This is a genomic window from Amycolatopsis roodepoortensis, assembly GCF_014873915.1.
In the GTDB taxonomy this organism is placed as follows: Bacteria; Actinomycetota; Actinomycetes; order Mycobacteriales; family Pseudonocardiaceae; genus Amycolatopsis; species Amycolatopsis roodepoortensis.
In genome coordinates this window covers 2682707-2708180 of record NZ_JADBEJ010000005.1, presented here as the reverse complement: position 1 = coordinate 2708180, position 25474 = coordinate 2682707, and the positions used below count along the sequence as shown (strand labels likewise).

Genomic DNA, 25474 nt, shown 5'->3' with positions numbered 1-25474 from the left:
ACCCACTCGCCGGCTGCACGGTCCTCCGTCCAGGCCGCCCTCAGAAGGAGGTGTCATGACCAGCGCTTATGCCGACTTCATCGATGAACTGCAGCAGGACGTCACCATCCCTATCCAGCCGCCAATGGACGACCTTGCCCACGGCACTCGCGCAGTGATCTATCTGCGCGTGTCCTCGACCGGGCAAGTCCGGACCGACTACAACCCGGAAGGCATCTCCATTCCGGCCCAACGGGAAGCGTGCTTGCGCAAGGCGCGGGACCTGGGCGTCACGGTCATCGACGAGTACGTCGAGCCCGGACGCTCAGCCATGGAGATGACCAAACGCGAAGCATTCCAACAGATGCTCGCGCGGGTGCGCAGCCAGGGCGACGTTGACGTCATCATCATCTACCAACTCTCGCGCATGGCGCGGAACCGCTACGACGACGCGATCGTCATGGCAGACCTGCGCAAGCGCGGCGTCACCCTGGTCTCGGCCACCGAGGCCATCGACGACACCCCGGTCGGCCAGCTGATGCACGGCATCCTGGCCACGTTCAACGAGTACCAATCCCGCCAGTCCGGTGCCGACATCGCCTACAAGATGGGCCAGAAAGCCCGCAACGGCGGCACGCTCGGACGCGCGAAGCTCGGCTACCTCAACCACATCGACCACTCCGACGGCCGCGTCATCCGCACGATCATCGTCGATCCCGAACGGGCGCCCTTTGTTCAGCTGGGTTTTGAGCTCTTCGCCAGCGGCGACTACACGCAAGAAGAGCTGGCTGACGAGCTCTACGACCGCGGCCTACGCACCAGGGCCACCCGGCGACACCCCGCCAAGAAGGTGTCCGAGAACAAGATTTCGCAAATGCTGCGTGATCGCTACTACCTCGGATACGTCGAGTACGACGGCGAAGAAATCCAAGGGCGGCACGAACCGCTCATCGACGAGGACCTCTTCGAGACAGTTCAGGAGATCCTTGAATCGCGAATGACGGCACAAGAACGCCGTCGCGTCCACCACCACTACCTCAAAGGATCGCTCTTCTGTGGACGCTGCCAATGCGACGGCATCAAGCGGCGGATGATCATCCAACGGACCATCAACTCGAAGGGCGCCGAGTACCTGTACTTCTTCTGCCGCGGCCGGCAAAAGGGGCTGTGCCAAGCACCCCACGTCAACGTCACGCTCGTCGAGGACGCTGTCGAGCGCCACTACTCCGCGATTCGCTTCAGCCAGCCGTTCATCACTGACATGCGCGACCAGATCGATGCCGTGCTCGGCGAGCAGGAAAAGTCCGCACGCCTGCTACGCAAGCAGATCACCGCACAACTCAAGGAACTCGACACCAAGGAGGAGAACTTGATCGACCTCGCAGCCGACAGCACGCTGCCGCAGACCAAAGTCAAGGAGAAGCTGCGCGACATCGCCCGCGAGCGCCGCCGGCTGGAGGATCGCCTGCACACAGCCAACGCCGACCTCACCGACAGCGCCCAGCTCGTCAACGCCGGCCTTGCTCTCCTCGAACAGCCCGACCAGCTGTACCGACGCTGCAACGACCAACAGCGCCGCCTACTCAACCAAGCTATCTTCCACACCCTCTACATCGAGGACGACAAGATCACAGAGGGTGAGCTCCGTGAGCCCTTCGCCGAGCTCCACGCCATCCAAGGTCAGCGGACCGCAGCAACCAGCGCGGAGGGCACAATCAAAAGGACCACCCGCAATGCGGGTGGTCCTTGCTCGCCTTCAGGCGTCGCGGTCCTACTTCGTGGCCTTCATTCAGGCACTTGTTCTAGTAAGACCCCTAGGGTGGAGCTAAGGGGACTCGAACCCCTGACCCCCTCACTGCCAGTGAGGTGCGCTACCAGCTGCGCCATAGCCCCGGAGCGGCTTTGTTCTCCGCATCTCGTGTGTCCATACATTACACCGCCCGTGTGGGCCGTTCACGCGGGGGTCACTCTATGCACCCCTGGCGGCCTTGAATCGCGCTGACCTGCATCTTTGAACTCTATTTTCGGACGGGTACGAAGCCTGCCCCGGCTCGGCCTGCCCGAACGACGCGGAGAAGGCCGCGATGAGGGTCAGCGCAGCCTTGGTGACCCTGTTTTCGCTGGTCGGGGCGCTAATGATGGTGGTTCCGGGCGGGGGAGTAGGCGACGCACGGGCCGCACTACGCCTGCGACCAGACCTTCCCGACAGTGGCAGTCCCCGCCGACTTCGGACGGTTACGGCCTGGCGACACTGAACGCGGATGACGGCAGCACCGCGAACCCGGCCACGCCCAGGGAGGTCGGCCGGCGCAGGATTACGCGACCAGCCCGGCCTCGCTGCGCGACGTCTTCTTCCGCGTCGGGAGGGCGCGAAGCCACGAGGCGGGCGATCCCGGTTCCGCGGCATGGTCGCCGTCTCCCTCGACGGGCACAGGACCAGGCCGTGCGCGCGAGGAGGTTGCGAAAGCCACTTTCGCAACCATCAACGTTGCGAAAGTGGCTTTCGCAACACCCTGCCGGCGGGCGGGAAAGGCCTCACCCCAACGGGTGGCGTGCCGCGCGCTCCCGCACCGGCGCTCCGATACTCGCAGAATGCCTCTCGTCGGTCTCACCGTCGTCGAACCCCGCCTGGCCTGGCCGCTCGCCGCCGTGCGCGGGGTCTTCGCCATCCTGTTCGGAATTCTCGCGCTGATCTGGCCGGGCGCCACCGTCCTCGCCCTCGCGATCATTTACGGCATCTACGCGATCATCGACGGTATCGGCGGCCTGATGCAGGCCTTCCGGCCTGGTGACGCCGCCCATCGCGCCGCCTACGGAGTCCTCGGCGCGTTCGGCATCATCGCCGGTGTCCTGGTCCTGATCTGGCCGGGGATCACGGTGCTCGTGCTGGCGCTGCTGGTCGGTTTCTGGGCGATCTTCACCGGCATCATGGAGATCGTCGCGGCGATCCGGCTGCGCAAACAGATCGAGGGTGAGGCGTTCCTCATCGCGGCGGGCGCGCTTTCGCTGATCGCGGGAATCGTGATCGTGTTCAACCCGATCGCCGGCGCGTACGGGATCGCGCTGCTGGTCGGGATCTACGCCCTGCTGTACGGCGTGATGCTGCTCGTGCTGGCCTTCCGGCTGAGGAAGCTCACCCAAGCCTGAAAGCTTGCCGGAGATGGACCCGCGCTCCGGCACGGCGCAGGTTCGACAGGCTCGGCGAGCCTTCCACCGCGGTCGCGACGGCGAAGCGACGGCCTTCTCGGGTGGCCGCGCCCAGGCCGTGCAGGAGCAGCCGCGCCTGCGCGCCTTTGCCGCGATGCTCCCGTGGCGTGGCCGAGCCGCCGAGGAGGACCCCGGGCCCGTGCGAACTCAGGGCCGCGGCGGAGATCGGCACCCCGTCTTCGAACAGCAGCGACCGGCGGACCCGCGGGTCGGCGTGTTCGGCGGCGATGAACGCCGTCACGACGTCGTCGCTTTCGTACCCATCGAGCAGGACGCGGAGGAAGACGTCGAGGTCGGGTGAGTCGTCGATATCCGCGTCCGACGCCGCGAAGGTGAGCGGAAGAGTCGCGATCGGACGGACACCGGCGGGTACGAGACCGGTGCCCTGGGGGATCGAGCCCGGCGGCAGCACCAGGGTCGGCGGGTCGCCGTCCCAGCACGACGCTTTCGCCAGCCGGAGGGCGCGGGGCAGGTCGGCGCCGGTGATCGTGCGCAGGAACCGCAACTCCGGCGCAGTGGCCAGGACGACGAGCAGACCGTCCTCGCGCCAGGCTTCGAAACGGCCGGGCAGCCCCGCCGCCGTGGCCGCCTCGCACGCCAGAGCGGCACGGGCGTGGATCACTTCTTCGGCTTCGGTCAGCACGCTCCCAACGTAATAGGCTGATCCGGTGAGCCAGCCCATCCTGTTGACCGTCGACGACGATCCCGCCGTATCCCGTTCGGTCGCCCGCGACCTGCGCAGACGGTACGGAAAGGACTACCGGATCATCCGGGCCGATTCCGGTGCCGACGCGCTCGAAGCGCTGCGCGAGATCAAGCTGCGCGGCGACGCCGTGGCCGCGATCCTCGCCGACTACCGGATGCCGCAGATGGACGGCATCGTCTTCCTCGAGAAGGCGATGGACCTGTTCCCGAACGCCCGTCGCGCGCTGCTGACCGCCTACGCCGACACCGACGCCGCGATCCAGGCGATCAACGTCGTCGACGTCGACCACTACCTCCTCAAGCCGTGGGACCCGCCGGAGGAGAAGCTCTATCCGGTCGTCGACGCGCTGGTGGAGACCTGGCGCGCGGTGGGGGAGCGGCCGGTCGACGAGATCAAGCTCATCGGCCACCGGTACTCCTCGCCGTCGTTCCACCTGCGCGACTTCCTGGCGCGCAACGCCGTGCCGTACCGCTGGTACTCCGTCGACGACGACGAGGGCCGCCGGATCCTCGAGGCGGCGGACGCGGCGCCGCAGGACATCCCGGTGCTGGTCACCCCGGACGGCACGGTGCTGCGCCAGCCGTCGGGGCCGGAGCTCGCCGACGCCGTCGGCCTGTCCACGCGCCCGGCGCAGGAGTTCTACGACCTGATCGTGATCGGCGGCGGCCCCGCCGGGCTCGGGGCGGCCGTGTACGGCGCGTCGGAGGGCCTGCGCACCGTCATCGTCGAGCGCAAGGCGACCGGTGGACAGGCGGGTACGAGCTCCCGCATCGAGAACTACCTCGGTTTCCCGGACGGCGTTTCCGGCGCGCAGCTCACTGACCGCGCGCGGCGTCAGGCGCTCAAGTTCGGCGCCGAGGTGCTCACCGCCCGCGACGTCGTCGGCCTGGAGGCTCGCGGCTCCGCGCGCGTGGTCATGTTCGGCGACGGGACCGAGATCTCGGCGCATTCGGTGGTGCTGGCCAGCGGCGTCACCTACCGGGCGCTGGAGGCTCCGGGCGTCGCCGAGCTCGCCGGCCGCGGCGTGTACTACGGCTCGGCCGCGACGGAAGCGCCCGAGTGCAAGGGCGAGCACGTCTACATCGTCGGCGGCGCGAATTCGGCGGGCCAGGCGGCGGTGTTCTTCTCCAAGCACGCCGCCGACGTCACCATCCTCGTCCGCGGCCAGTCGCTCGAAGCGTCGATGTCGCATTACCTGATCGAGCAGATCGCGGGGATACCGAACATCCACGTCCGCACCCGGACCACGGTGGTCGAGGCGCACGGCGACGATCATCTCGAGCGGCTGACCCTGTGCGAAAACGGCGCGACCGAGACCGTGCCCACCGGGCACCTCTTCATCTTCATCGGCGCCGCCCCGCGCACCGACTGGCTCGGCACGGAGATCCAGCGTGACGACCACGGTTTCGTGCGGACCGGCCCCGATCTGCTCACCGAAGGCAGCCCGCCGCCCGGCTGGCCGCTGGACCGCGACCCGCACTACCTGGAGTCGTCCATTCCGGGCGTGTTCGTGGCCGGTGACGTCCGTGCGGCGTCGGTGAAGCGTGTCGCGTCGGCCGTCGGCGAAGGCGCCATGGCGGTCACCCTGGTCCACCGGTACTTGGAGGAGCAATGAGCGTTCTGCCCAGGGAGGAACTGCGCGGGCTCTTCCTCTTCGAGCACCTCAGCGAGGAACAGCTCGACTGGATCGACGAGCACGCCGTGCTGGAGCACTACACCGGCGGCGAGACGGTCATCCGCGAAGGTGAACCGGCCACCTGCTTCTATCTCCTGCTGTCGGGCGCGCTGCGGATGACGCGGCTCGTCGGCGGCACCGAGGTCGAGACGATCCGGTCCGATCAGCGCGGCGCCTACTGCGGGGCGACGCAGTTCTTCGTGCACCAGGAGACCGAACACACCTACGGCGCTTCGGTGCACGCGGTCAGCGACCTCACCTTCCTGACCCTGCCCGCGGCCGAGTTCGCCACCGAGTTCCGCCGCTGGTTCCCGATGGCGACGCATCTGCTGGAGGGCATGTACCTCGGCTGGCGCAACAGCGACACCGTGATCGGTTCGCGGCGCCGGCTCCTGGCGCTCGGCGAGCTTTCCGCCGGGCTCACGCACGAACTCAACAACCCGGCGGCCGCCGCCGTCCGCGCGACGGCGGCGCTGCGGGAGCGGGTCGCCGGGATGCGGCACAAGCTCGCGATGCTGGCGAAGAAGAACGTCGACCCGACATTGCTGGAGCAGCTGCTGGACATCCAAGAGCAGCTGGTCAAACAGGTCGCCTCGGCCCCGAAGCTGACCGCGATGCAGCAGGCCGACCGCGAGGACGAGATCGGCGACTGGTTCGACGGCCACGGGATCGACCAGGGCTGGGACCTCGCCGACATCTACGTCCGCGCGGGCCTGACCGTGCCCGATCTGGACCGGCTGCTCGACTCGGTCGGCGAGACCTTCCTCGACGGCGCCGTCCGCTGGCTGGCGTACGCGCTCGAGACCGAGATGCTGATGGGCGAGATCGAGGATTCGACGACCCGGATCTCGGTGCTGGTCGGCAAGGCCAAGCAGTACTCCCAGATGGACCGCGCGCCGCACCAGTGGATCGACGTCCACGAAGGACTCGACTCCACCCTCGTCATGCTCGCCGGGAAGATCGGGCCGGGGATCCAGGTCGTGAAGGAATACGACCACGCGGTGCCGAGGATCCCGGCGTACGCGGGCGAGCTGAACCAGGTGTGGACGAACATCATCGACAACGCGCTCGGCGCCATGGGGGCCGAGGGCACGCTGACCCTGCGGACGTCCAGAGTGGACGATCACGTGCACGTCGAGATCGGCGACACCGGGCCCGGTATCCCGGCGGAGGTGCGGCAGCGGATCTTCGAACCGTTCTTCACCACGAAGCCGGTGGGGCAGGGGACCGGGCTCGGCCTGGACATCTCCTGGCGCATCGTCGTCGAACGGCATCAGGGCGACCTCCGGGTCGACTCGGCGCCCGGTGCCACGCGGTTCACCGTGTGCCTTCCGGTCTCGGAGCAGTCCGTGATCTGATTTTCCTTCTACCCCAACGTTTCGCCAGAAACTGACGACTTCTTCCGTTCATCGATCGTTCACTTCGAAATGGCTCGCCCGCGCGTCAAAAGAGTCGAACGGGCTGAAAGATCGAGCCCGTGAACGAGGGGGTGGGCCGGTGAAACGCCGTCTGTCGATCGGCTTGGCCGTGGTGCTGCTGCTGGCCGTGGTCGCGGTGATCGTCTGGGGCCCGGACGGTGACGAGAGCACCGCGCAGGGTACGGATCTGACCACGGTGCGCGGCGTCATCGGTTCGGAGAAGCTGGCCTTCTTCTCCGACAAGCGGGTGGCGGACGCGTTCGCCAAGCACGGGCTGAAGGTCGAGGCCGACACCGCCGGTTCGCGGCAGATCGCGAGTATGGACCTCGGGAAATACGAGTTCGCGTTCCCCTCCTCGTCGCCGGCGGCGCAGCGGATCCAGCGCGACCACAAGGTGACCGGCGTGCACACGCCGTTCCAGTCGCCGATGGCGGTCGCGACCTTCGAGCCGATCGTGAACCTCCTGAGCGCCAACGGGATCGTGCGCAAGGGCGCCGGCGACTACCAGGTACTCGACATCGCGAAGTACCTCGAACTCGCGCAGAAGGGAACGCGCTGGGACCAGCTTCCCGGCAACACCGCGTTCCCCGCCCGCAAGAACGTGCTGGTCACGACCACGGACCCGCGCGAATCGAACTCGGCGGCGATGTACCTGTCGATCGTGTCCTTCGTCGCCAACGGCAACAACGTGGTCAGCACGCCGGAGGCCGAGACGAAGGTGCTGCCCGCAGTGTCGAAGCTGTTCATCGACCAGGGCTACACGCAGAACAGCACCGAAGGCCCGTTCGAGGACTACCTCGCCGCGGGTATGGGCAAGACGCCGATGGCGCTGATCTACGAATCGCAGTTCGTCGACCGGCTGGTCCGCGCCGACGGTTCGATCCGGCCGGACATGCGCCTGCTCTACACGGCGCCGACGGTGTACTCGAAGCACACGCTCGTGCCCCTGAAACCGAACGGCGACCAGGTGGGCAGGCTGCTGGCGACCGATCCGGAGCTGGGGAAACTCGCCGCCACCTTCGGCTTCCGCACCGGGGACCCGCGCTTGTTCGCCGACGTGGTCGCCGCGGCCAAGGCGCCGGTGCCCGCGGATCTGGTGGACGCCGTCGAGCCGCCGTCGTTCGAAACGCTGGAGCGTCTGCTCGACGCCGTGAAGAAGCAGTACTGATGGACGATTTCACGCTCACTCCACCCGAACCGGTGGAGGCGATCCCGGCCGAGCGGGCCGCCGGCCTGGTCACCCTCGCGCCGGAGGTCCACGCCGAGGTCGCGAAGCGCGCGGAGGATTTCGCCCGCCGCCTCGAAGCGCTCGACGTCCGGTCGCCGGAGTTCACCCGCGTCCTGGACGAACTGCTCGCAGTCGGAGAGTCCGACATGCGGGCCGCTGCGACCGTCGCGGGCGCGCTCCTGGATCGCTCGGCGCGGGCTCTGGCGGAAATCGGGTCACCGCAACAACAGGCGGCGGTGAGCTTGGCCGGGCTGCGGCGGACCGTGGCGGAGATCGACCCGGCGAAACTGCCGATCACCGGCCGCAAACTGATGGGGCTGATCCCGGTCGCGGGCAGTGCGAAGAAGGCGCTGGACCGCTACCGCGCGGCCAACGAGCCGGTGAACGCGCTCGTACTGGAGCTGCGTGCGCGGCAGGACGTCCTACGACGGGACAACGCCGCGCTCAAGGGCGAACGAGAGCGGCTGTGGACGACACTCGGCAAGCTTTCGGAAGCGGCCGCGTTCGCCGAAGCCGTCGACACCGCGGTCGAACGCCAGGCCGGGATCTTCGACTTCACCGACCCGGCGCGCGCCAAGTCGCTGCGCGCCGACGCGCTGCATCCGATCCGGCAACGGCATCAGGATCTGCTCACCCAGCTCGCGGTGAGCGCGCAGGGCTACCTGGCGCTGGATCTGGTGCGGCGCAACAACGACGAGCTGATCCGCGGGATCGAGCGGGCGGTGTCGACCACGGTCGCGGCGCTGCGGGTCGCGCTGCTGGTCAGCGGGGCGCTCGCCGGTCAGCGCGACGTCCTCGACGAGGTGCAGGCCGTGCAGGCCACCACCGACGGGCTGATCAGGGCCAACGCGGAAATGCTGGAACTGCGCAGCGCCGAGATCCAGCGCGCGGGCAGTGATCCCGCGGTGGCGGTGGAGACGATCCGCGAGTCGTTCGAGCGGATCTACCGGAGCATCGACGCGATCGACGAGTTCAAGGCGGGGGCCGTCTCGACGATGGCGGCGACCGTGGAGGCGCTGTCGGGGGAGATCCGGCGGGCCGAAGACCATCTGCGCCGGTCTCACGAGACGGCGACGGCCGAGGGGGCATCGTGAAACGCTGGGCGGTCTTGGCGGTGAGCGCGGTTTGCGCGCTGTCACTGGTTTCCTGCGATTCGAGCGAAGGCGGGACCCAGAACCTGGGGGCGGCCGAAGCCGGCACGTTGCGAGTGCTCGCGGGCAGCGAACTCGCCGATCTGCAGCCGCTGCTGGAACAAGAGGCGGCCGCGACCGGGGTCAAGGTCAAGTTCCAGTTCACCGGCACGCTGGAGGGCACCGAGTCGCTGGCGAACGGCAAGGTCGACGGCCAGTACGACGCCGTCTGGTTCTCGTCGAACCGCTATCCGGCGGCGGTTCCGGAGGCCGCGAAACGGCTGGGCGAGCAGGTGAAGATCATGAGCTCGCCGGTGGTGCTCGGCCTGTCCGCGTCCTCGGCGCAGCGGCTCGGCTGGACCGGCAGGCCGGTGGGCTGGGGCGAGATCGCCGAGCAGGCCGGGAAGAAGGCCTTCACCTACGGCATGACCGATCCGTCGGCGTCGAACTCCGGTTTCTCGGCACTGGTCGGGGTGGCGTCGGCGCTCGCGGGGGCGGGCAACGCGATCGACGCGCAGCAGATCGCTTCCGTCACCCCGAAACTGACCGAATTCTTCAGCGCGCAGGCGATGTCCGCGGGCTCGTCCGGCTGGCTTTCCGAGGCCTACCAACGACGCGCGACCGGCCAGGATCCCGGTAAGAAGGTCGACGGCCTGATCAACTACGAGTCCGTCCTGCTGTCGATGAACGCGAGCGGGAAACTCCCGGAGCCGCTGACGCTCGTGTACCCGTCCGACGGTGTCGTCACCGCGGACTACCCGCTGACGTTGTTGCAGAGCTCGAACTCCGACGCGCGGGACGCGCACCGCAAGCTCGCCGAGCGGCTGCGGACACCCGACACCCAGCGCAACATCATGGAGACCACGCAGCGCCGTCCGGTCGTCCCGGGTGTCCAGCTGGGACAGCAGTTCGCGCAGAAGGACCTCGTCGAGCTGCCGTTCCCGGCGACGCAGCAGGCGGTCGACGCGTTGCTGGGCGCCTACTTCGACAAGATCCGGCGGCCGTCGCGGACGCTGTACGTGCTCGACACCTCCGGTTCCATGTCGGGCGACCGCATCGAGTCGCTGCGCACCGCGCTGATCGGGCTGACCGGCGCCGACGGCTCGCTGACCGGCCGGTACCGCCGGTTCCGCAGCCGCGAAGAGGTCACGATGCTGCCGTTCGATACCGTTCCCGGCACCCCGGAGACGTTCACCGTGCCGGAAGGCGATCCGCAACCCGCCCTGGACAAGATCAAACGGTTCGCCGAAGGCCTCGACGCGAACGGCGGCACGGCGATCTACGACAGCCTTCAGCGCGCGTACGACATCATGGGTCCCTTGGTCGCGCGCGACCCCGATCGGTTCACCTCCATCGTGCTGATGACCGACGGGCAGAACGCGAACGGCTCCAAGTTCTCGGACTTCCAGCTGAGGTTCCCGTCGTTGCCGGAAGCGGTGCGGCAGATCCCGGTGTTCACCGTGATCTTCGGCGAAGGCGACTCCGCCGAACTCGGCGAGGTCGCGAAACGCACCGGCGGCAACGTGTTCGACGCGCGCGGCGACGTGCTGCCCAAGGTGTTCCAGGAAATCCGCGGGTACCAGTGATCCGGTATCTCGGCTCCACGAAGAATCTCGCCGGCTGCGTCGGCGGGCTGATCGGGCTCGCGCTGTACCTGACCGGTGTCGTCGGCGGATTGTGGCCGCTCGTCGTCGCGGGGCTGTACGCGGTGTTCGCCCTGCTCGCGCCGCCCGAACGGGTCCGGCTGGTCTCGGTGGACGCCGTCGCCGAGGCAGGCCAGCTGCGCGCCGATCTCGACTCGTTGGTGAGCAAGGTGACCGCGCGGGCGCAGCGGATGCCGGAGTCCTCTGTGGACGGTGTACGGCGGATCGCCGAGGTGCTCGACGACCTGCTTTCCCGGCCGGAGCGATGGGCGGCCAACCCGGACGTCCAGCATGCCGTCACCCGGTTGGCGCGCACCGATCTGCCGCTGTCGGTGGAGACTTATCTGAATCTGCCGTGGTGGTTCGCCGCCAAACGCCGGGCCAGTGGCGAGCCGAGCGCCTCCGACGAACTCCTCACGCAACTTGAGCTGCTGGAGAACGAAGCGCATCGAATCGCGGAGCGGTTCTACGCGGGCGACGTCCATCAGCAGGCCGACCACACGCGATATCTGCGCGAGCGCGGCGAATCGGCCTAGCAGTCCCGTTCAGTGGTAAGCGAAAACAGTCTGCCGGTCATTCTGCATGGGCAAACCGGTTTTCCCGTGGTGAACTCAGGACACCGATTCGATCATGGTCGGTGATCCGTCTTCCCCAGGGAGTTCAGACGTGCACAAGTACAGACTCGGGGCGGCCTTCCTGGCCGCTGTGGCGATGTGTCTCGCCGTCGTCGTCCCGGCGAACGCCGCGGAACGTGACGAGCACTGCGTCGCCGACACGATCACCGGAGCTTTCCGGTGCTTCGACAGCGTGGGCGAGTCCCTCGCCGCGGCGTCGGCCGGCGAGGTCGGCGCGTCCGCGACAGTGATCAGCGTGCTCTACGAACACGCGAACTTCGGCGGCGCGAGTGTCGCCGTCACCGGGGCGCCGTGCGTCGAGGGAACGAACCAGACCATCGGCTTCCTCGGCTCCATGAACGACAAGGTCTCCTCGTTCAAGACCTTCCACAACTGCTACATCACGATGTACGAGCACGCCGAATACCAGGGCGCCACCCAGGAGTGGTACGCCAACGACAGCGCCAACTACGGGTCGGACATGAACGACAAGGGCAGCTCCGTGGTGTATTCGCGCGGGCCGTCCCGCGCCGAACTGCTCAAGGACTGCGGCCGCGCCACCAAGACCTGCAACGCCCACGTCGACCAGCGCGGCCAGGACTTCTACGGCGACTGGAACCGGGTGGACACGGTCTTCAACTGCAGCGCCAACAAGATCACCCAGGTGATCGGCAAGCGGGACACCCGCAGCGGGAAGAACACGGTGTCGAACGAGATCAGCGTGAGCGCGGGCTTCGAGTTCCTCGTGCAGTGGACGGTCGCCTACAAGCGCACGTGGGGCCAGGAGTGGGGCTGGGAGACCAGTGAGAACGTCGAGACCCGGATCGAGGTGAATCCGGGCTATTGGGCGGGTCTGGACCGCTCCCCGGTGATGCGCGTGGGCTACGGCTCGTACGACATGTGGTACGACAAGCGCCGATGGGGCCACCACCAGTGGTACGTCTGGAACTTCAGCGGTGAGGGCCCGGCGCCCGGTGTCGTGGGCCAGACCAGGACCGTGGGCAAGAAGATGACCACGGACGAGAAGAAGAGGGTGTGCGGCAAGCAGACCGGTCTCGTGCGGTCCTCCGCCGTCGCGGAGGCGGAAACCGCCGTCGCGAAACCCGTCGCGCCCGCGGTGCGCGTCGCACAGGGCCCGTTGCACAGCTAGCTCGATGATCCGGCTCGGCGGCCGCGAGCGATCAGCGGCCGCCGAGTCTCGGCAGGGTCAACGTGGTCACGGCCGTCGTCACCCAGCCCAGCAGGTCGCCGAGCGGGATGGTGGACAGCTTCTCGGGCCATTCCTCCGCCACCGTGTGCAGGACCAGGTGGCCGTCGTGCGCCTCGACCGCGACGAGCCGGATGCCTTGCGGGAGTTCGGGAAGTGGCAGGACGATCGGCTTGAGGCGGGTCGGCGGCCCGAACCGCCGGCGTCCGATGTGGACGGCCATCGGCCGGAGGACGACGACGTCTTCCTCCACAGTGGACTCAAGGGCCAGATGTCCCCAGCGGGGCCGCTTTTCCCAGCGGACGTGGAAATGCCCGTCGTCGCCGGGGGTCACGATGATGCCCGGCCGGACCTCGGCGACGCGCGCCTGGAGGGCTTCCGGTGCCACCCGGATCGCCATCTTCACCTGCTCGGGGATGGCGGCGGGGGACGGGAGCGAGCGGAGCCGGACGTTCGACGCCAGCACGGTGATGCGTTCGAGCGGCGTCTCCGGCCAGTCGACGTCCTCGACGACGATGCGGACGTCGCCGACCTTGCCGGTCGCGGCCAGGCTGAGGCTGTCGGCCTGGTAGTCGAGCCCCGTCAGGGTGAGCCCGACGTCGTGCCCGTCCACCTTGGCCGTCAGCCGCCGCCCGACCAGCTGTTCGGTGACGGTCTTCAGGATCGCGGCCGGCGTCACGGGCACGCTGGGCAGCAGCGCCCGCCCGGCGGCGGCCAGGCCGAACAGCTCGGGAAGCGGGTTCAGGTCGAACCATCTGCCGTCGCTCATCCGTCCAGTGTCGCCGAACGGGACGCCGATCGCCGCCGCAGGGGGTCAGCGGGCCGCGAAACGGGCGATCACACCCGCCAGGATCACCCAGAACGCCGCGGCCAGACCGTAGTCGAGGATGACCGCGAGATTCGGGTCACTCACCGGGAAGAGTCCCGGCCAGAACAACGCCAGCGGTTTGGCCAGTGTCTGGATGAAGATGAAGAATCCGTTGCCCGCGTTGGCTCCCGCGAGCACCATCACCATGTACAGCAACTCGATGAAAGCGAACAGCGCGCCGATACCGGTGATGACCCGCACGGCGGTGTTGCTCCTGCTGGTGGTTCGCCATCTGGACATGCCGGAAAAGTTCCCGGATTCCGCTGTGGCAAACGCTTCAGCAGGCAAGTTGCGCCGATTGGCCGTACCTCGCCCACTGCTTGGAGGCGACCGGTGACGGAACGCTGCTTTGGTGATATCGATTATCATTGCCGTTATGACACTTGCGGACTGGAACGACCGCTGGGAGCGCCTCATGGCGAGGTACCAGCCAGGGCGGGAGCGGGCGATCGAGCGGATGATCGACCTGGTCGCGTCGCGAGCTGACGGCGCGACGCCGCGGGTGCTGGACGTGGGTGGCGGCACGGGCACGCTCTGTTCCCGTCTGCTCGAGCGCCTTCCCGGGGCGGAGGTCACGCTCGTCGATCTGGACCCGGTGATGCTGGCGATCGCCGGTGAGTCCCTGCCGTCCTCGGTGGAGGTGGTCCGGGCCGACCTGCGTAACCCGGATTGGGTCACACGGCTGCCGGATGGCGGCTACGACGCCGTTCTGGCGGTCATGGCGTTGCACTACCTGCCGCCCGGCCGGTTGACCGAGCTGTACGCCGAACTCGCCGGGCTCGTGCGGGCGGGCGGATTCGTGGCCAACGTGGACGACATGCCGGACGCCGGCGCGGTGGTGTCCACGAGTGACGACGGCGGAACTCCTTGGAGTGCTTGGTGGGAGCAGGCCGCGGCGGATCCGGTGCTCGGCCCGGCGGTGGTGGAACGGGCCCGGTTGTTCGGCGATGCGCCGTCGGCCGAATGGCATCCGCCTGCCGCGTGGCATCTGCGTGCCCTGGGTGCCGGCCCGGTCGAGGAGCCCGCCGTGGTCTGGCGGGACGGTGTCCAGGCCGCCGTGGTGGCTTTCAGGCCTCGCTGAGCGGCGCGCCGCGCCACTGCCAGCCGGCCCGTGACGGACGGCCTGGTAGCTCCGTCCGGTCGGTCGCCCATAGCAACGCCGTCCAGGGATCGACGCCGGTGACGTCCACCTCCGGGAACATCCGCGCGAGGACCCGCGAGCACACGTCGCGCGGCGGATCGAGGGTGACGCCGAGTCCGCGGGCCATGTCCTCGCCGTGGACCAGGGCCTCGACACAGCCCATTCCGGCGAATCCTTCGAGGTCGGCGCGGCCGCTCGGGTGATACGCGCGGACGTCCGGGGCCGCCGTGCGGAGGGTGGCGCTCAGGATGCCGCCGCCCACCGTGACGAACTCCAGCATCTCCGATGGGGTCGCGGCTTGGTCGGCGACGGCTTCGAAGCAGACGAACCGCGGTGTCGACGGCCGTGCGATCAGCAGACCGGCGTAGGAGATGAGGCAGTCGCCGAGATGCTCGGCGGTGCGCCAGGCGTTCAGTTCGCCGGTGCCCGGCGCCGCCGACCAGTCACGGCCCGACGCATCGCGCAGGCAGGCCGTCACGCTCGCGATCGCCGCGTCGAGGTCGCCGGGGGTGACTGTCATCGTGGCATCAACTCAAGGGTGTCGGGAACGCGACCGGACCGCGGCGGCCGTTCTTCCCGACCGCGCGCACACCGAAGAACACGTTGTCCTTCGACAGATCCACTTTAGCTTCGGTCCGGTCGCCGACCTTGATCGCGTGCGTCCAGTCGTCCGCCGTCGTCTCCCGCCACACGACCTCGTAACCGGCGAGATCCGGGTCGCTCCCGCGCCGCCACACCAGATCCGTGTCGTTCGTCAGCTGGTTCGTCCGGATCCGGACGTCCTCGGGGGTGCCGGGCGCGGTCGCCAGTGACCAGACCGTGGCGGCGTTGACCCGCGCGACCCTGGCGATGAACGGGAAGTCGCAGAATTCGGGCAGATCGCCGAACCGCTTGCCGTTCTCCACCCGGACGTCCTGGTGCTGGTGCGCGTAGTCCTCGTGCGGTTCGGTGAACCGCGCGGCCGGATAGCCCTGTTCGAGGAACGGGATGTGGTCGCCGCCCCGGAGGTAGCGGTCGCGCCGGTAGATCACCCGGACGGTCATCCCGGTCGCGTCGTTCTCCGCCACCGACCGCACGAACCGGGCAAGCTGACGGGACGGCGAATCGTTCTCGCCGCCGACCGCGCGCCGGATGTCCGCCTGCGCCGGGGTTTCCGACGTCGGCACCCCTTCGGCGAACAAGCGGATCGTGCGCGGGTCCCGCGTGCCGTCGTCCGCCTTGCTCGAACCGACGATGTCGTTGGTGAACATCGCCTGCACGTTCGTGCCCGCCGCCTTGTACAGCGTGGCCATGTGCCGCGCGCCGAACAGGCCTTGCTCCTCGCCCGCGACCGCCGCGAACACGATGGTCGCCGCCGGGCGGCGGGTGGCGAGCACCCGGGCGAGTTCCATCGCGACGGCCACACCGGAAGCGTCGTCGTCGGCACCCGGAGCGTCCTTCGTCGCATCGACCGGATCCGAACACCGGGAGTCGTAATGGCCCGACACGACGTAGACCCGCTCGGGAGTGGTGGCGCCGCGCAACGTGGCGACGACGTTGGTGATCGTGGTGGCGACCGGGATCCGGGGCGGGGCGGGCTGCTGGAGATACGACTGCAGTTCGACCGTCATCCGGCCGCCCGACCGCTCGGCGGATTTCGTCAGCTCCGCGAAGATCCAGTCGCGGGCGGCACCGATCCCGCGGACGGGATCGGTCTGCGAGGACAACGTGTGCCGCGTCCCGAATCCGGCGAGCCTGCGTACGGTGGCTTCGATGCGATGTTCGTCGATCTCCCGGAGGATCGCCCGGAGTTCGGCGTCGGGGCGTTGCGGGGAGAGGCGTTCGCCCGGGCCTCGAACGTCTGGTTCTTCGGCGCCGGCCGGGACACCGGTGAGGGCGGCCGCCGAGAGCGCCGCCGTGGTGGACAGGAAAACTCGTCTGGACCTTTCCTCAGCCATTCTCCTGTTCCTACGCGCCTCGTGTGCGGGCGTCTACCTGCAAAAGGGTGATCTGATGAGCTCTTTGTCCATAAAGGACACTTCGCCGATCTCTGGTCTGAGGAGTGGTGTCGCGAAAGCCACTTTCGGGACGTCAGACGTCTCGAAAGTGGCTTTCGCGACATGATCGCCAGGGCGGTACTGTGCCCGGCCGCGGCCGACGTTGCGAAAGCCACTTTCACAACGTTGAAGGTTGCGAAAGTGGCTTTCGCAACCCCGGTCTGGGCCGGCACCCGGCAAAGCGTGCCGAAGCCCGAACTTTGGTCCTTTATGGACAGTCATAATCCCTGTGAAGTCAGAGCTTACGGAACCAGACGCGCCGCCTAACCCGTCAGGGTCTTGATCTCTTCGGCGGCTCGCGACAATTCCTCTCCAGGCTCGATCGTCAAGTCGCCGGTCGCGGTCCAGCCGTCGTTCCCCCAGTCGTGCCGAAAGCTCTGGAGCGTGACCCGCAGCCGCACGTGGCCGTATCGGTGGGACGCATCGATCTTCAGCTCCCCTTCGAGGGACTCCCAGGTTCGGACTCCGTCCCAGCCACGCCAGTCGTCCGCATGCCGGCGGAAGAACTCCGCGAGGTCGGCGAACCCTGTCGCATAGTGGTGCGAGACCTCGACCGACGCGGAGAGGTCGCGGAGCCGCAGCTCGGCCAGCAGGGACTGTGGCGGCCCGCCGTCGGCGGCCTCGGCCGTCAGTCGCAGATATTCGTGGCCGGAGCCGATCCGTGTCTGGTTCACCGTCGCATCATGGTGTCGCGGATGCGAGTACGACAACCCGGTGGAAACCCGAAAAGTGCTGTCCCGGCGACCCCGGCCGGTCTAGAGTCGGGCCGCATGGAGCCTGTCAGCGGACTCGTCGCCAAGTCCGCGCCAAGCAGAATGAGCTTCTACACAGCCATCTACCTGACCAGCGTGCTTCTTCCAGGGGCCGTGCTGGTGACCGAGCTGCTCGTGTTCTGTGTGCACCTCGTCAGGCGCGGCCAGTCCGACATCGCGTTCATCTTGGACTCGCTGGCCAAGGTCAAGGGTGCCGGCATCGTGGTGCTGATCCTGGTGGCGATCGCGGCCAGCTTCGTGGTCGGCTATCTCGCCAGGGAGGTCGGCTTCAAGCTCACCGCCCTGTCGGAGCGGTTCACCCGACGCAAGGGGGCGCCTCCGCTCGCGGCATCGTGGACCAGGATTCGCGACACCTTCGGTGACGACTTCACCGAGCGTCTCACCGGGCTGCACCCGATCCTGCGGCATCTCGATTCCGGCGAGCAGGGCCGGAACGACTCCCTCGATCGCAGTCTGCCCGCGGGCGGCGGACATCAGGCGAACGCGTCCTTGCACCTGTTCACCTACAGCAAGCTGTGGCTGCGCGGGCGCGCGCCCGCGCTGAGCGTCGACAACACCGAGGCCGAGATCAACATCCTGGTGTCGACCATCATGCCCGTGCTTCTTCTCGCCGTCGACGCGACCGTGCTGTCGGGAACGCCGATCGCGATCAAGATCATCGCCGTACCGGGAGCGGTGCTCATCAGTCTCGTGATCATGAACGCCGTGCGGCGCCTGCGCAAGACCGAGCAGGCCGAGGCGCTGCGCAACCTGGCGTTCGACTTCGCCATGCGCGAGGCGGAGGCCAAGTACCCCGACGTGGAACGGCGTGATGAAGAGGAAGCGGCCTAGCGCGAGTAGTGCCTGAGATCGGGTAGCATGCCTGAATCCGTTGGGCCACAAAGAATATAGAGCAGCAGCCGGGTATCGACGTCGGCAAGGTACGCCGCCGCCGCGCGATGGTTGCCATCGAGGAGCACCACCTCGTCGCCGGCCCGGTAACCCGGAAGTGCCAGCTGCACGGGCCTGCCCGCGCGGCCGAACTCCCGTCGTAGGGTGGCGATCATGGACGCACGGGCGCGCGGCCATGACGCTTCGGTGATCGCGACTTCCGACACCCGCAAGGGGCGGGCGCCTTGGTGGGCGTAGCCGGTGTCGCGTCCGGACTCGTCCGCGTACCACACGGTGCACAGCTCGCCGAGTTCCTTACGCGAGCGGCTGTACCGCTCTTCGACGACGCACTCGTCATGGACCCGTCGCCAGTCCAGCCGCGCCCTGATGCCTCCATCACCGAAGATCAGTTCGAAGGCCGAGGTGTCCATGCAGCCGACAGTACCGGCCGGGCCCGGGGCGAGCAGAGCGGCAACGACACGGGGGTGGCCGGTTGGGAACAAGTGGGCAGTCGCTGTCCGACATCTCGAAGTGGAAAGCACAGCGGCATGAGGTCAGGTGGGTTGGTGAGGCGGCACGTGAGGTCGCCTCATGCCGCCGTCGGCGACGTATCGGGTTCGTGCGGCGTCGAGGCTGAGCCGCCCGTTCGGCCCGCCGCGGACGGTGGCGCTGTCGTGGTCGTCCTGCCCGTCGTCTTCCCAGCCGCATTCTTCGCAGATTTCGTATCCGCCTCGCTCACCGAGGGTCGCGTGGCCGCAGCAGGGACAGGTGTATGGCCCTCCGTCGGGTGAGGCGAAGACGTTCCTGTGTCTCGTGTACGCCTGGAACCAGTCGCCGGAGTGCCTGGGCCGGCTTGGCATGCCGGTCCCTTCGGATCGATCATCGGACACGTGACAAGGATGCATCTTCGCGACCACTCGTGACGAGTCGTTCGGCCGGAAGGACCTGCTGTCCAGGTCCACCTGAACTATTGCCGGAATGTGGCGTCTCCGAAGCCCATGTCGCGCATTCGCTCGGGCGAGAAGACGACCATGATCTCGTCGCCTCCGACGAACACGCGCTGCCAGTCCGGCGGCTGCGGCATGGCGGCGACGAACCACACCGATCCGGCGGCGAAGTCGAGGCGCAGTGCCAGCGGCACGTCCACGGCGCTCGCGGGCTCGACGACAGTGCCGTCGGCTCGTCGGCTCGGGCCCAGTTCCACTCGCTCCCAATGAGCGGCGGTCCCACGAATCGGCGTCCGCAGGTATCGGTCCCACGGGCCCGCGGACCCGACGTCGGGCCCGACGCGTTCCGGACCCTCGTCGCCTGTGCTGAGGTGGTCTTCGATCCGGCCGTCGAGAACCTCGACACCGTAGCTGTAGAAGGTGTCGGTCCAGGTGATCGTCGCCGGCCCCGCATCGGTGTCGAGCCCGACGCCCATGACAGCCTGATGCCAGTTTCCGTAGTCCCACTCCGCGGGTTCGGAGGCGAAATTATGGACATCCCAGTAGTCCACCGCCAAGATCCGGCGACCCCGGAGTCCGCTCAGCCCTGCCTCGAAACGCGCGCGCGGATCGTCGACCTCGTCCGGCGGTTTCATGGACCGGCGGCCGGGTCGTCGAACTCGAGCGGCGGCATCGCCCCTGCGCCCGGGGCCCAGGCGTCGCGAAATCCCGGCTGGACCGCGAGATCGACCAGTTCGATCCTGGCCCCGATGCTGTCGAGCCGGTGGTAGGTGAAGGAACGGCCGTAGGGGCAGGAGTCGAACTCGATCGGCGCGCCCCGATCCGCCAGGCGCTGCTTGTCGGTCGTGACGTCCTCGGACCAGTAGCCGATGTGGTCGAAGCGAGACCCGTCAGTGGCATCCCACGGGCTGCCGGCGGGTCCTTGGATCACCTCGAAGAACGGTGGCCCGCCGGTCGAGAACACGATCTCGTAGTCCCAGTCCCCGAGGGTACCCGCACGGACCGGACTCCAGGTCACGCCGAGAGTGCGGGTGAGGTCTTCGGTCGCCTGCCCGATATCTCGAACGACGAAGCACAGGTGGTAGAAGGCGTTCACCCGGCGTCAGCTCTCGCCCGCGGGGAGCAACTCCCGCAGCATGGCCAGCAGCTCCCGCCGGTCCCCGGCGCCGAGTTTCCCCCGGATCCGCGCCATGTGGTGCTCCACGGTCTTCCCCGAGATGAACAGTTTGCTCCCGGCCTGCTTGTAGGTCAGCCCGTCGACGACCAGCCGGGCGACCTCCAGTTCCCGTTCGCTCAGCGCGCTCAGCCCGGTGGCCGCGGTGGGTTCCGGTGCCCGCCCTTGGAACTGCCGCGCCGCTTCCAGCAGCTGGACCATCGCCTTGCGGTCCGAGGTCCGGATCGCCGCCTGCCCGGCCAGCCGGGAGGCGTCCCAGCAGAGCCCGAGGTCGTGCAGCTCCGAAGAGGCCGCGGTGATCGCCTCGGGATCGACGGTTCCAGTCAGGACGGCGAGCCAGCCGGTCGCGGCGGCGGCGAGTGCGGCCGGATAGCGGCCGCAGGAGGCGAAGTCGTTGAGCGCGGCCAGATGTTCGCCCGCCGACGCGTGGTCTTCGACGGTGATGGCGGCGTGCAGCTCGTGCCAGCGGAGGGTGGCTGTCCACAGTGGAGGGTTGCCGAGCGCGTCGAGCACGGAGTGGGCTCGCTCCAGTTGGCCTGCCAGTTTGGCGCCAGCGCCGCCCCGTGCGGCCGCGATCGCGAGTTCGCCCAGTGGCAGCAACGAATACAGGTCCGGCTGCTGACGCATCGAAGCCTGGTACGCCCGGTCCCAGGACCGTTGCAGGCCTGGAAGGTCGCTCGATCGCCGCGCCAGCCCTAGCTGCAGGGTGGCGGCGAAAAGTTCGTCGCGCGCTTCGAGGCCGTCCGGCGGCATCAAGGCTTCGGCGGCCGTCTTGAGATCGCCCGCGGTCATCGCGACCCAGCCGAGCAGCAGCCGATGCCGTTTCGCGAGCAGGTCACCGCCGATCCGGCCGTCCACCGCGCGTCTCAGCACCGACTCGGCCAGCGCGAGTTCGCCGGAATGCAGGCCCACCAGCGCCGCGAGGGCCGCCGGGCTGTCCGGGAGCGGCGCCGGAGCGCCCGCCGATTCCAGCATCGAGGCCGCGCCCAGCAGAGCCGACAACGTTTCCGCGCCGCAGCCGGACACCGAATCGGTGATCGCCCGCGCCATCCGTGAAGCGGCGCCGGCGAACAGGGTCGGGACTTCGGGAGTCTCCAGCACGCCGCGAGCGGCTTCGAGTTTTCCGGTGCCCAGCAACGCGATCGCGGCGAACGCCTTCGAGCCCGCCCGGCCGGACCATTGGTACAGCTCGGCGCTGTGCGCGAGTTCGCCGCGATGCGCCAGCACGGTCGCCGCCACTTCGGCGCCCGCGGCCCGGGCGTCCGTGTCCGACGTGCTGCCGAGCATGCCGTCGCCGAGCCGCAGCGCCGTGTCGAGGTCCCCGGCCAGCGCCGCGGCGTGCGCCCAGCCGACGGTGAGCGCCGCGCCGCGCCCACCGGCCTCGGACGCGGCTTCGTAGAACCGCGCCGCGAGTTTCGTGTCGTCGGACATCGCCTCACGGGCGGCCGCCTCGAAGGCCGCGGCCGCGCTCGCGCCCGAACTCCCCGTGCCCAGCAGGGAACGAGCGAGCTCCAGCACCGGGAGCCCGTCCCGCAGCTGGAGTTCCACCAGCCGCTGCAGCACCGTCAGCCGCCGCCCCGGGGAACCCCAGGTCCGGATGGCTTCGGCGGCGATCGGCAGCAGCGCGTCGTCCTCGCCGAGCAGGCCGGTCGCCCTGGCGCTGTCGAAGATCTCGGGCAGTCCTTCGCGATCGCGGTTCAGCAACGCCGCCAGCAGATCGAGATTCCGGCCCGCGCCCGCCTCCGCCGCGATCAGGTACCGGTGCACGTCGTCGTCCAGCTGCTCCAGCTCACCGCGGAAGTCCGCGAGCCTGCCGGTGACCGCGCGGAGCACGAATCCCGGGACACCGCCGGTCCTGGCGTGGACGTCCTCCGCCGTGGCCGCGTCACCGCCGGCGTGTTCGACGAGCCGCCGGACGTCGTCGACGCCGAACGCGCCCAAGGTCACCGACCGGCCGAAGGAATCGGCCAGTACGCGCAGGGTCGTCGTCCGCGCCGCCGGCCGGAAGGCCAGCACCACGGGCGCCGTGGTTTCTTCGGCCTGCGCCTTGATCTTCGCGATCTCGTCGTCGTCGAGCTGGTCGGCGTCGTCGACCAGCAGCGCTTCGACCCCCGCCGCCGCGTAGTGACGTTCGAGCCGGCCGAGCAGATGGGTCTTGCCGTGCCCGCCGGGGGCGACGACGGTGACCCGCACCGGGAGTTCCGGGGCGGTGGTCACCTCGTCGAGCAGGCTGCGGGCACCCGGATGGATGATGCCGGGCTTGTCGAGCAGTGCGTTCAACAGCGACCTTCGGGGGTGGACGGCGTGGCACCGGGGGTGGCCGGCGCGCACGAGCTCGAAGTGGTGGGAGTGGCTTCGGGACCCTTGTCCGCGGTGGCTTCTCGGGTGGTCAGGGTGAGCAGCAGGGTGGTCGCGGCCAGCACCACGACCGCGGCTCCGGCGACGAGGGGCTTGCGCCGGCTGAGCAGTTTCGCCGCCCCGGTGCGTTCTGGCAAGGGGAAGGGGGTGATGTCGACCGGCGGCCGTTCGGGCCGCTCGGTGAGCTCTTCCGGCACGTCGACCCGGGGGAGCAGGGTGGTTTCGACGGCCGATCCCGCCACGGCGGGTTGAGGAAGGTCACGTCGCGCGGCGATGTTGGCCGCCCCGATCGCCACCGTCAGCGCCGGGTCGCTCGACGCGAAGACGGGACACGGGGTCCGGCCGGGAACCGGCGGGGCCTCGCCGCAGAGCACGATGCCTGCCAGGGAGTTTGGCGGGATCCCGGCGCCGTGCGCGAGCTCGAAGACCTTGCCGACGGCCTCGGTGGGCTCGATGCCTTCCACCGCTTTGACCGTCTGCCAGCCGTTGACCCCGGCGGCGGCGAGCGTGACCACCGCGCCGTCCGGGCCGAACTCGCAGACCCCGGCGGTGACGTCGCCGTGCGGGGCGAGGTACGCGTGCAGGGCGGCGACGGGCGCCGCGACCAGTGCGGCACGGGGGAATCCGGCCTCGGCCAGCGCCCGGCGCAGCAGGTCCCGGCGGAACGAACCCCATCCGACGGGGTGCGTGAGCACGATGTGGCGCGGCTTCTCGCCGAAGCGTTCGGCCGCCTGGTCCACGGCGGCGTCCACGAGGACCGCGCTGAGGGATTCGGGCGGGAACCGTTCACCGCCGACGATCACGGGGACGTCGTCGCCGACCCGTTCGTGGAATCCGGTGAGCAGACGGGCGGGCGCGGACCGGCCCGCCTCGACCGCGGCGTCGCCGGTGAGCAGGTAGCCGTCGTCGTCGAGGAACACCGCGGACGCCGCCGCCGGGCCGCGCGCGCCGAGCCACGACGGCTCGGGCACGCCCCAGCCGTCGCCGGAGTCCACGCAGGTGGCGGCGGTGGTGCGGGTCGAGGCGATATCGATGCCGAGGACGTAGGGCAACGAGCATCCTCCTTCGCTTGACCAGCCCCTAAGGACCAAATAGGGCCACTCACCTGAACGGCTTGACCCATCCGGGTGAGGGTTGGCATTAAACCCAACCGAGTGCGTCTCGGTTAAGCCCCTAACGCCCTAACGATGTCATACCGATCCCCTATTGGCTGAGTGAGCGACGACCGGGAGTGATCCCCGATGTGCCCGGAGACACCGGCTCACTAACTTCGGTGACCTGCGCTCAGCCGTGCCCTCCGGCCGCTGTGCCTTCCCCACCGACTAGACCTCCAGGAGAGTCCTTTCATGGGTTCCGTCCAGACCCTGCACGACTTCACCCTCAACCTGCTGAACGACACCGCGGCCCGTGCGGCGTTCGCCACCAACCCGCAGCAGGTGCTGGCCGACGCCGGCCTCGGTGACATCAACGCCGCCGACGTGCACGAGGTCGTCCCGCTGGTGCTCGACTTCGTGCCGGTCGGCACCGTCACCGACCTCACCGGGAACACCGCGGCCACCGCCGACAACCTGGCGGGCTTCGGCGTCACGAACGCCGTCGACGGCACCGACGGCGAGTGCGCCGACGGCGTCCAGGGCGCGATCGACCAGCTCACCGCGCTGACCGCCGGCCTGCCGGTCGCCGTCCCCGGTGTCGACACCCTCCCGGCCCTGCCCGAGACCGGCCTCCCGGGTGTCCCGGCCGTGCCGGGCCTGCCGGAGCTGGGCCTGCCCGCCGTCCCGGCCGTGGGCGACCTGCCGGTCGACGTCCCGGGCCTGCCCACCGTCCCGGCCGTCTCCGACGTGACCGACGTGTCGAACGCCGCCGCCGGCGTGACCGCCCTCGCGCACAACACCGTCGGCGGCTTCGGCCTGAACGACGACCTTTCGCGCGGCCTCGACGCCGCGTCCGTCGGCCAGGCCGGCGACCTCGCCAACGCCGCCGTCGACACCGCGACCGGCCTGGCCCCCGAGGTCCCCGCCGTGGACGCCGTCCAGGTTCCGGCCGTCGACTCGGTCCCGGCCGTCGGCGACCTGACCGGTGACCTGCCGCGCACCGACGGTGTCGCGGGCGACGCCCCGAACTTCCTGTCCGAGGTGGGCGACCTGACCAGCACGATCGGTCACGTCGATGTCGCCGACGTCACCACCAAGGTGCACGACATCGCGAACAACTACGGTGACGTCGCCAACAACCACGGCGACGTGACCGGCGCGGTCACGGGCAACGTGGCCAACGAGGTCGCCAACGTCGCGAACCACGCGGGCGTCACCGAGGTCCACGACACGGTTTCCGACGTCACCGGCACCATCGGCAACATCGGTGACGTCAACATCGGCACCGGCGACATCGCGTCGAACAACGACATCCACATCGGCTGATACGAACATCTTTCAGCTTTGTGCCAGGGCCCCGCGACCGCACCAGGTCGCGGGGCCCGCACGGCATTGTTGGCCCATGC

Annotated in this window: 24 protein-coding genes, 1 tRNA gene and 1 pseudogene; 12 read left to right on the top strand and 14 right to left on the bottom strand. The window is 68.9% G+C overall.

Annotated features, from left to right (window positions below; all coding sequences use genetic code 11):
• Window positions 1–55: 55 nt before the first annotated feature.
• Window positions 56–916, top strand: a pseudogene (locus H4W30_RS43910) (recombinase family protein); the annotation flags it as partial.
• A gap of 378 nt (window positions 917–1294) precedes the next feature.
• Here H4W30_RS43910 and H4W30_RS43905 read toward each other — a convergent pair.
• Window positions 1295–1549, bottom strand: coding sequence for a hypothetical protein (locus H4W30_RS43905; protein ID WP_051171979.1), 255 nt, complete (start codon window positions 1547–1549; stop codon window positions 1295–1297).
• A 250-nt stretch (window positions 1550–1799) separates the two neighbouring features.
• Window positions 1800–1872: transfer RNA gene (locus H4W30_RS32025), tRNA-Ala, on the bottom strand.
• 699 nt (window positions 1873–2571) lie between these two features.
• On the opposite strand from H4W30_RS32025, the gene H4W30_RS32020 reads away from it, so the two are divergent.
• Window positions 2572–3126, top strand: a complete 555-nt coding sequence (locus H4W30_RS32020) for an HdeD family acid-resistance protein (protein ID WP_192746182.1) — start codon at window positions 2572–2574, stop codon at window positions 3124–3126.
• Here H4W30_RS32020 and H4W30_RS32015 read toward each other — a convergent pair.
• On the bottom strand, window positions 3113–3829 hold the full coding sequence (locus H4W30_RS32015) for a hypothetical protein (protein WP_192746181.1): 717 nt from the start codon (window positions 3827–3829) through the stop codon (window positions 3113–3115). The two genes, H4W30_RS32020 and H4W30_RS32015, sit on opposite strands and share 14 nt — an antisense overlap.
• Before the next feature lie 25 nt (window positions 3830–3854).
• Between H4W30_RS32015 and H4W30_RS32010 the strand changes: the two genes are divergently transcribed.
• From H4W30_RS32010 to H4W30_RS31980, 7 genes are all read left to right on the top strand, one after another.
• Window positions 3855–5507 carry an FAD-dependent oxidoreductase gene (locus H4W30_RS32010; RefSeq protein WP_192746180.1) on the top strand — a complete coding sequence of 551 codons (1653 nt, stop codon included), beginning with the start codon at window positions 3855–3857 and terminating at the stop codon, window positions 5505–5507.
• Window positions 5504–6925 (top strand): ATP-binding protein, encoded by a 1422-nt coding sequence (locus H4W30_RS32005; protein ID WP_192746179.1) that lies wholly within the window; start codon window positions 5504–5506, stop codon window positions 6923–6925. Before H4W30_RS32010 ends, H4W30_RS32005 begins: the two co-directional genes overlap by 4 nt.
• 139 nt (window positions 6926–7064) lie before the next feature.
• Entirely contained in the window at window positions 7065–8153 is a 1089-nt protein-coding gene (locus H4W30_RS32000; RefSeq protein ID WP_192746178.1) for a hypothetical protein, read from the top strand.
• Entirely contained in the window at window positions 8153–9307 is a 1155-nt protein-coding gene (locus H4W30_RS31995; protein ID WP_192746177.1) for a toxic anion resistance protein, read from the top strand. The genes H4W30_RS32000 and H4W30_RS31995 overlap by 1 nt, the downstream gene beginning before the upstream one ends.
• Window positions 9304–10929: a VWA domain-containing protein gene (locus H4W30_RS31990; RefSeq protein WP_192746176.1), complete on the top strand. Its 1626-nt coding sequence runs from the start codon at window positions 9304–9306 to the stop codon at window positions 10927–10929. Before H4W30_RS31995 ends, H4W30_RS31990 begins: the two co-directional genes overlap by 4 nt.
• Entirely contained in the window at window positions 10926–11522 is a 597-nt protein-coding gene (locus H4W30_RS31985) for a hypothetical protein (protein ID WP_192746175.1), read from the top strand. The genes H4W30_RS31990 and H4W30_RS31985 overlap by 4 nt, the downstream gene beginning before the upstream one ends.
• Window positions 11523–11652: 130 nt before the next feature.
• Window positions 11653–12750 carry a peptidase inhibitor family I36 protein gene (locus H4W30_RS31980; RefSeq protein WP_192746174.1) on the top strand — a complete coding sequence of 366 codons (1098 nt, stop codon included), beginning with the start codon at window positions 11653–11655 and terminating at the stop codon, window positions 12748–12750.
• A 31-nt stretch (window positions 12751–12781) separates the two neighbouring features.
• On the opposite strand, the gene H4W30_RS31975 is transcribed toward H4W30_RS31980, so the two are convergent.
• Both H4W30_RS31975 and H4W30_RS31970 read right to left on the bottom strand, forming a co-directional pair.
• Window positions 12782–13576 carry a hypothetical protein gene (locus H4W30_RS31975; RefSeq protein WP_192746173.1) on the bottom strand — a complete coding sequence of 265 codons (795 nt, stop codon included), beginning with the start codon at window positions 13574–13576 and terminating at the stop codon, window positions 12782–12784.
• Between the two features lie 45 nt (window positions 13577–13621).
• Entirely contained in the window at window positions 13622–13876 is a 255-nt protein-coding gene (locus H4W30_RS31970; protein WP_192746894.1) for a hypothetical protein, read from the bottom strand.
• A gap of 175 nt (window positions 13877–14051) precedes the next feature.
• Here H4W30_RS31970 and H4W30_RS31965 point away from each other — a divergent pair, with 175 nt between their 5' ends.
• The gene (locus H4W30_RS31965) at window positions 14052–14756 is read left to right on the top strand and encodes a class I SAM-dependent methyltransferase (RefSeq protein ID WP_192746172.1); all 705 of its coding nucleotides are present in this window, start codon (window positions 14052–14054) and stop codon (window positions 14754–14756) included.
• Here H4W30_RS31965 and H4W30_RS31960 read toward each other — a convergent pair.
• From H4W30_RS31960 to H4W30_RS31950, 3 genes are all read right to left on the bottom strand, one after another.
• Window positions 14743–15336, bottom strand: coding sequence for a maleylpyruvate isomerase mycothiol-dependent enzyme family protein (locus tag H4W30_RS31960; RefSeq protein ID WP_192746171.1), 594 nt, complete (start codon window positions 15334–15336; stop codon window positions 14743–14745). The two genes, H4W30_RS31965 and H4W30_RS31960, sit on opposite strands and share 14 nt — an antisense overlap.
• Before the next feature lie 7 nt (window positions 15337–15343).
• Window positions 15344–16753: a M20/M25/M40 family metallo-hydrolase gene (locus H4W30_RS31955; RefSeq protein WP_192746170.1), complete on the bottom strand. Its 1410-nt coding sequence runs from the start codon at window positions 16751–16753 to the stop codon at window positions 15344–15346.
• 362 nt (window positions 16754–17115) lie between these two features.
• Window positions 17116–17526 carry a DUF6228 family protein gene (locus tag H4W30_RS31950; RefSeq protein ID WP_192746169.1) on the bottom strand — a complete coding sequence of 137 codons (411 nt, stop codon included), beginning with the start codon at window positions 17524–17526 and terminating at the stop codon, window positions 17116–17118.
• Between the two features lie 96 nt (window positions 17527–17622).
• Here H4W30_RS31950 and H4W30_RS31945 point away from each other — a divergent pair, with 96 nt between their 5' ends.
• Window positions 17623–18456, top strand: coding sequence for a hypothetical protein (locus tag H4W30_RS31945; protein WP_192746168.1), 834 nt, complete (start codon window positions 17623–17625; stop codon window positions 18454–18456).
• Here H4W30_RS31945 and H4W30_RS31940 read toward each other — a convergent pair.
• From H4W30_RS31940 to H4W30_RS31915, 6 genes are all read right to left on the bottom strand, one after another.
• Window positions 18453–18926, bottom strand: coding sequence for a hypothetical protein (locus tag H4W30_RS31940; RefSeq protein WP_192746167.1), 474 nt, complete (start codon window positions 18924–18926; stop codon window positions 18453–18455). The two genes, H4W30_RS31945 and H4W30_RS31940, sit on opposite strands and share 4 nt — an antisense overlap.
• Window positions 18927–19049: 123 nt before the next feature.
• Window positions 19050–19355: a CPCC family cysteine-rich protein gene (locus tag H4W30_RS44790; protein ID WP_192746166.1), complete on the bottom strand. Its 306-nt coding sequence runs from the start codon at window positions 19353–19355 to the stop codon at window positions 19050–19052.
• A gap of 107 nt (window positions 19356–19462) precedes the next feature.
• A complete protein-coding gene (locus H4W30_RS31930; RefSeq protein ID WP_192746165.1) occupies window positions 19463–20077 on the bottom strand; it encodes a hypothetical protein in 615 nt (204 codons plus the stop codon).
• Entirely contained in the window at window positions 20074–20538 is a 465-nt protein-coding gene (locus H4W30_RS31925; RefSeq protein ID WP_192746164.1) for a VOC family protein, read from the bottom strand. Before H4W30_RS31925 ends, H4W30_RS31930 begins: the two co-directional genes overlap by 4 nt.
• 6 nt (window positions 20539–20544) lie before the next feature.
• Window positions 20545–22896: a helix-turn-helix transcriptional regulator gene (locus tag H4W30_RS31920; RefSeq protein ID WP_192746163.1), complete on the bottom strand. Its 2352-nt coding sequence runs from the start codon at window positions 22894–22896 to the stop codon at window positions 20545–20547.
• A complete protein-coding gene (locus H4W30_RS31915; RefSeq protein WP_192746162.1) occupies window positions 22893–24026 on the bottom strand; it encodes an Hsp70 family protein in 1134 nt (377 codons plus the stop codon). Before H4W30_RS31915 ends, H4W30_RS31920 begins: the two co-directional genes overlap by 4 nt.
• A 294-nt stretch (window positions 24027–24320) precedes the next feature.
• Here H4W30_RS31915 and H4W30_RS31910 point away from each other — a divergent pair, with 294 nt between their 5' ends.
• Entirely contained in the window at window positions 24321–25394 is a 1074-nt protein-coding gene (locus tag H4W30_RS31910) for an IniB N-terminal domain-containing protein (protein ID WP_192746161.1), read from the top strand.
• Window positions 25395–25474 lie beyond the last annotated feature (80 nt).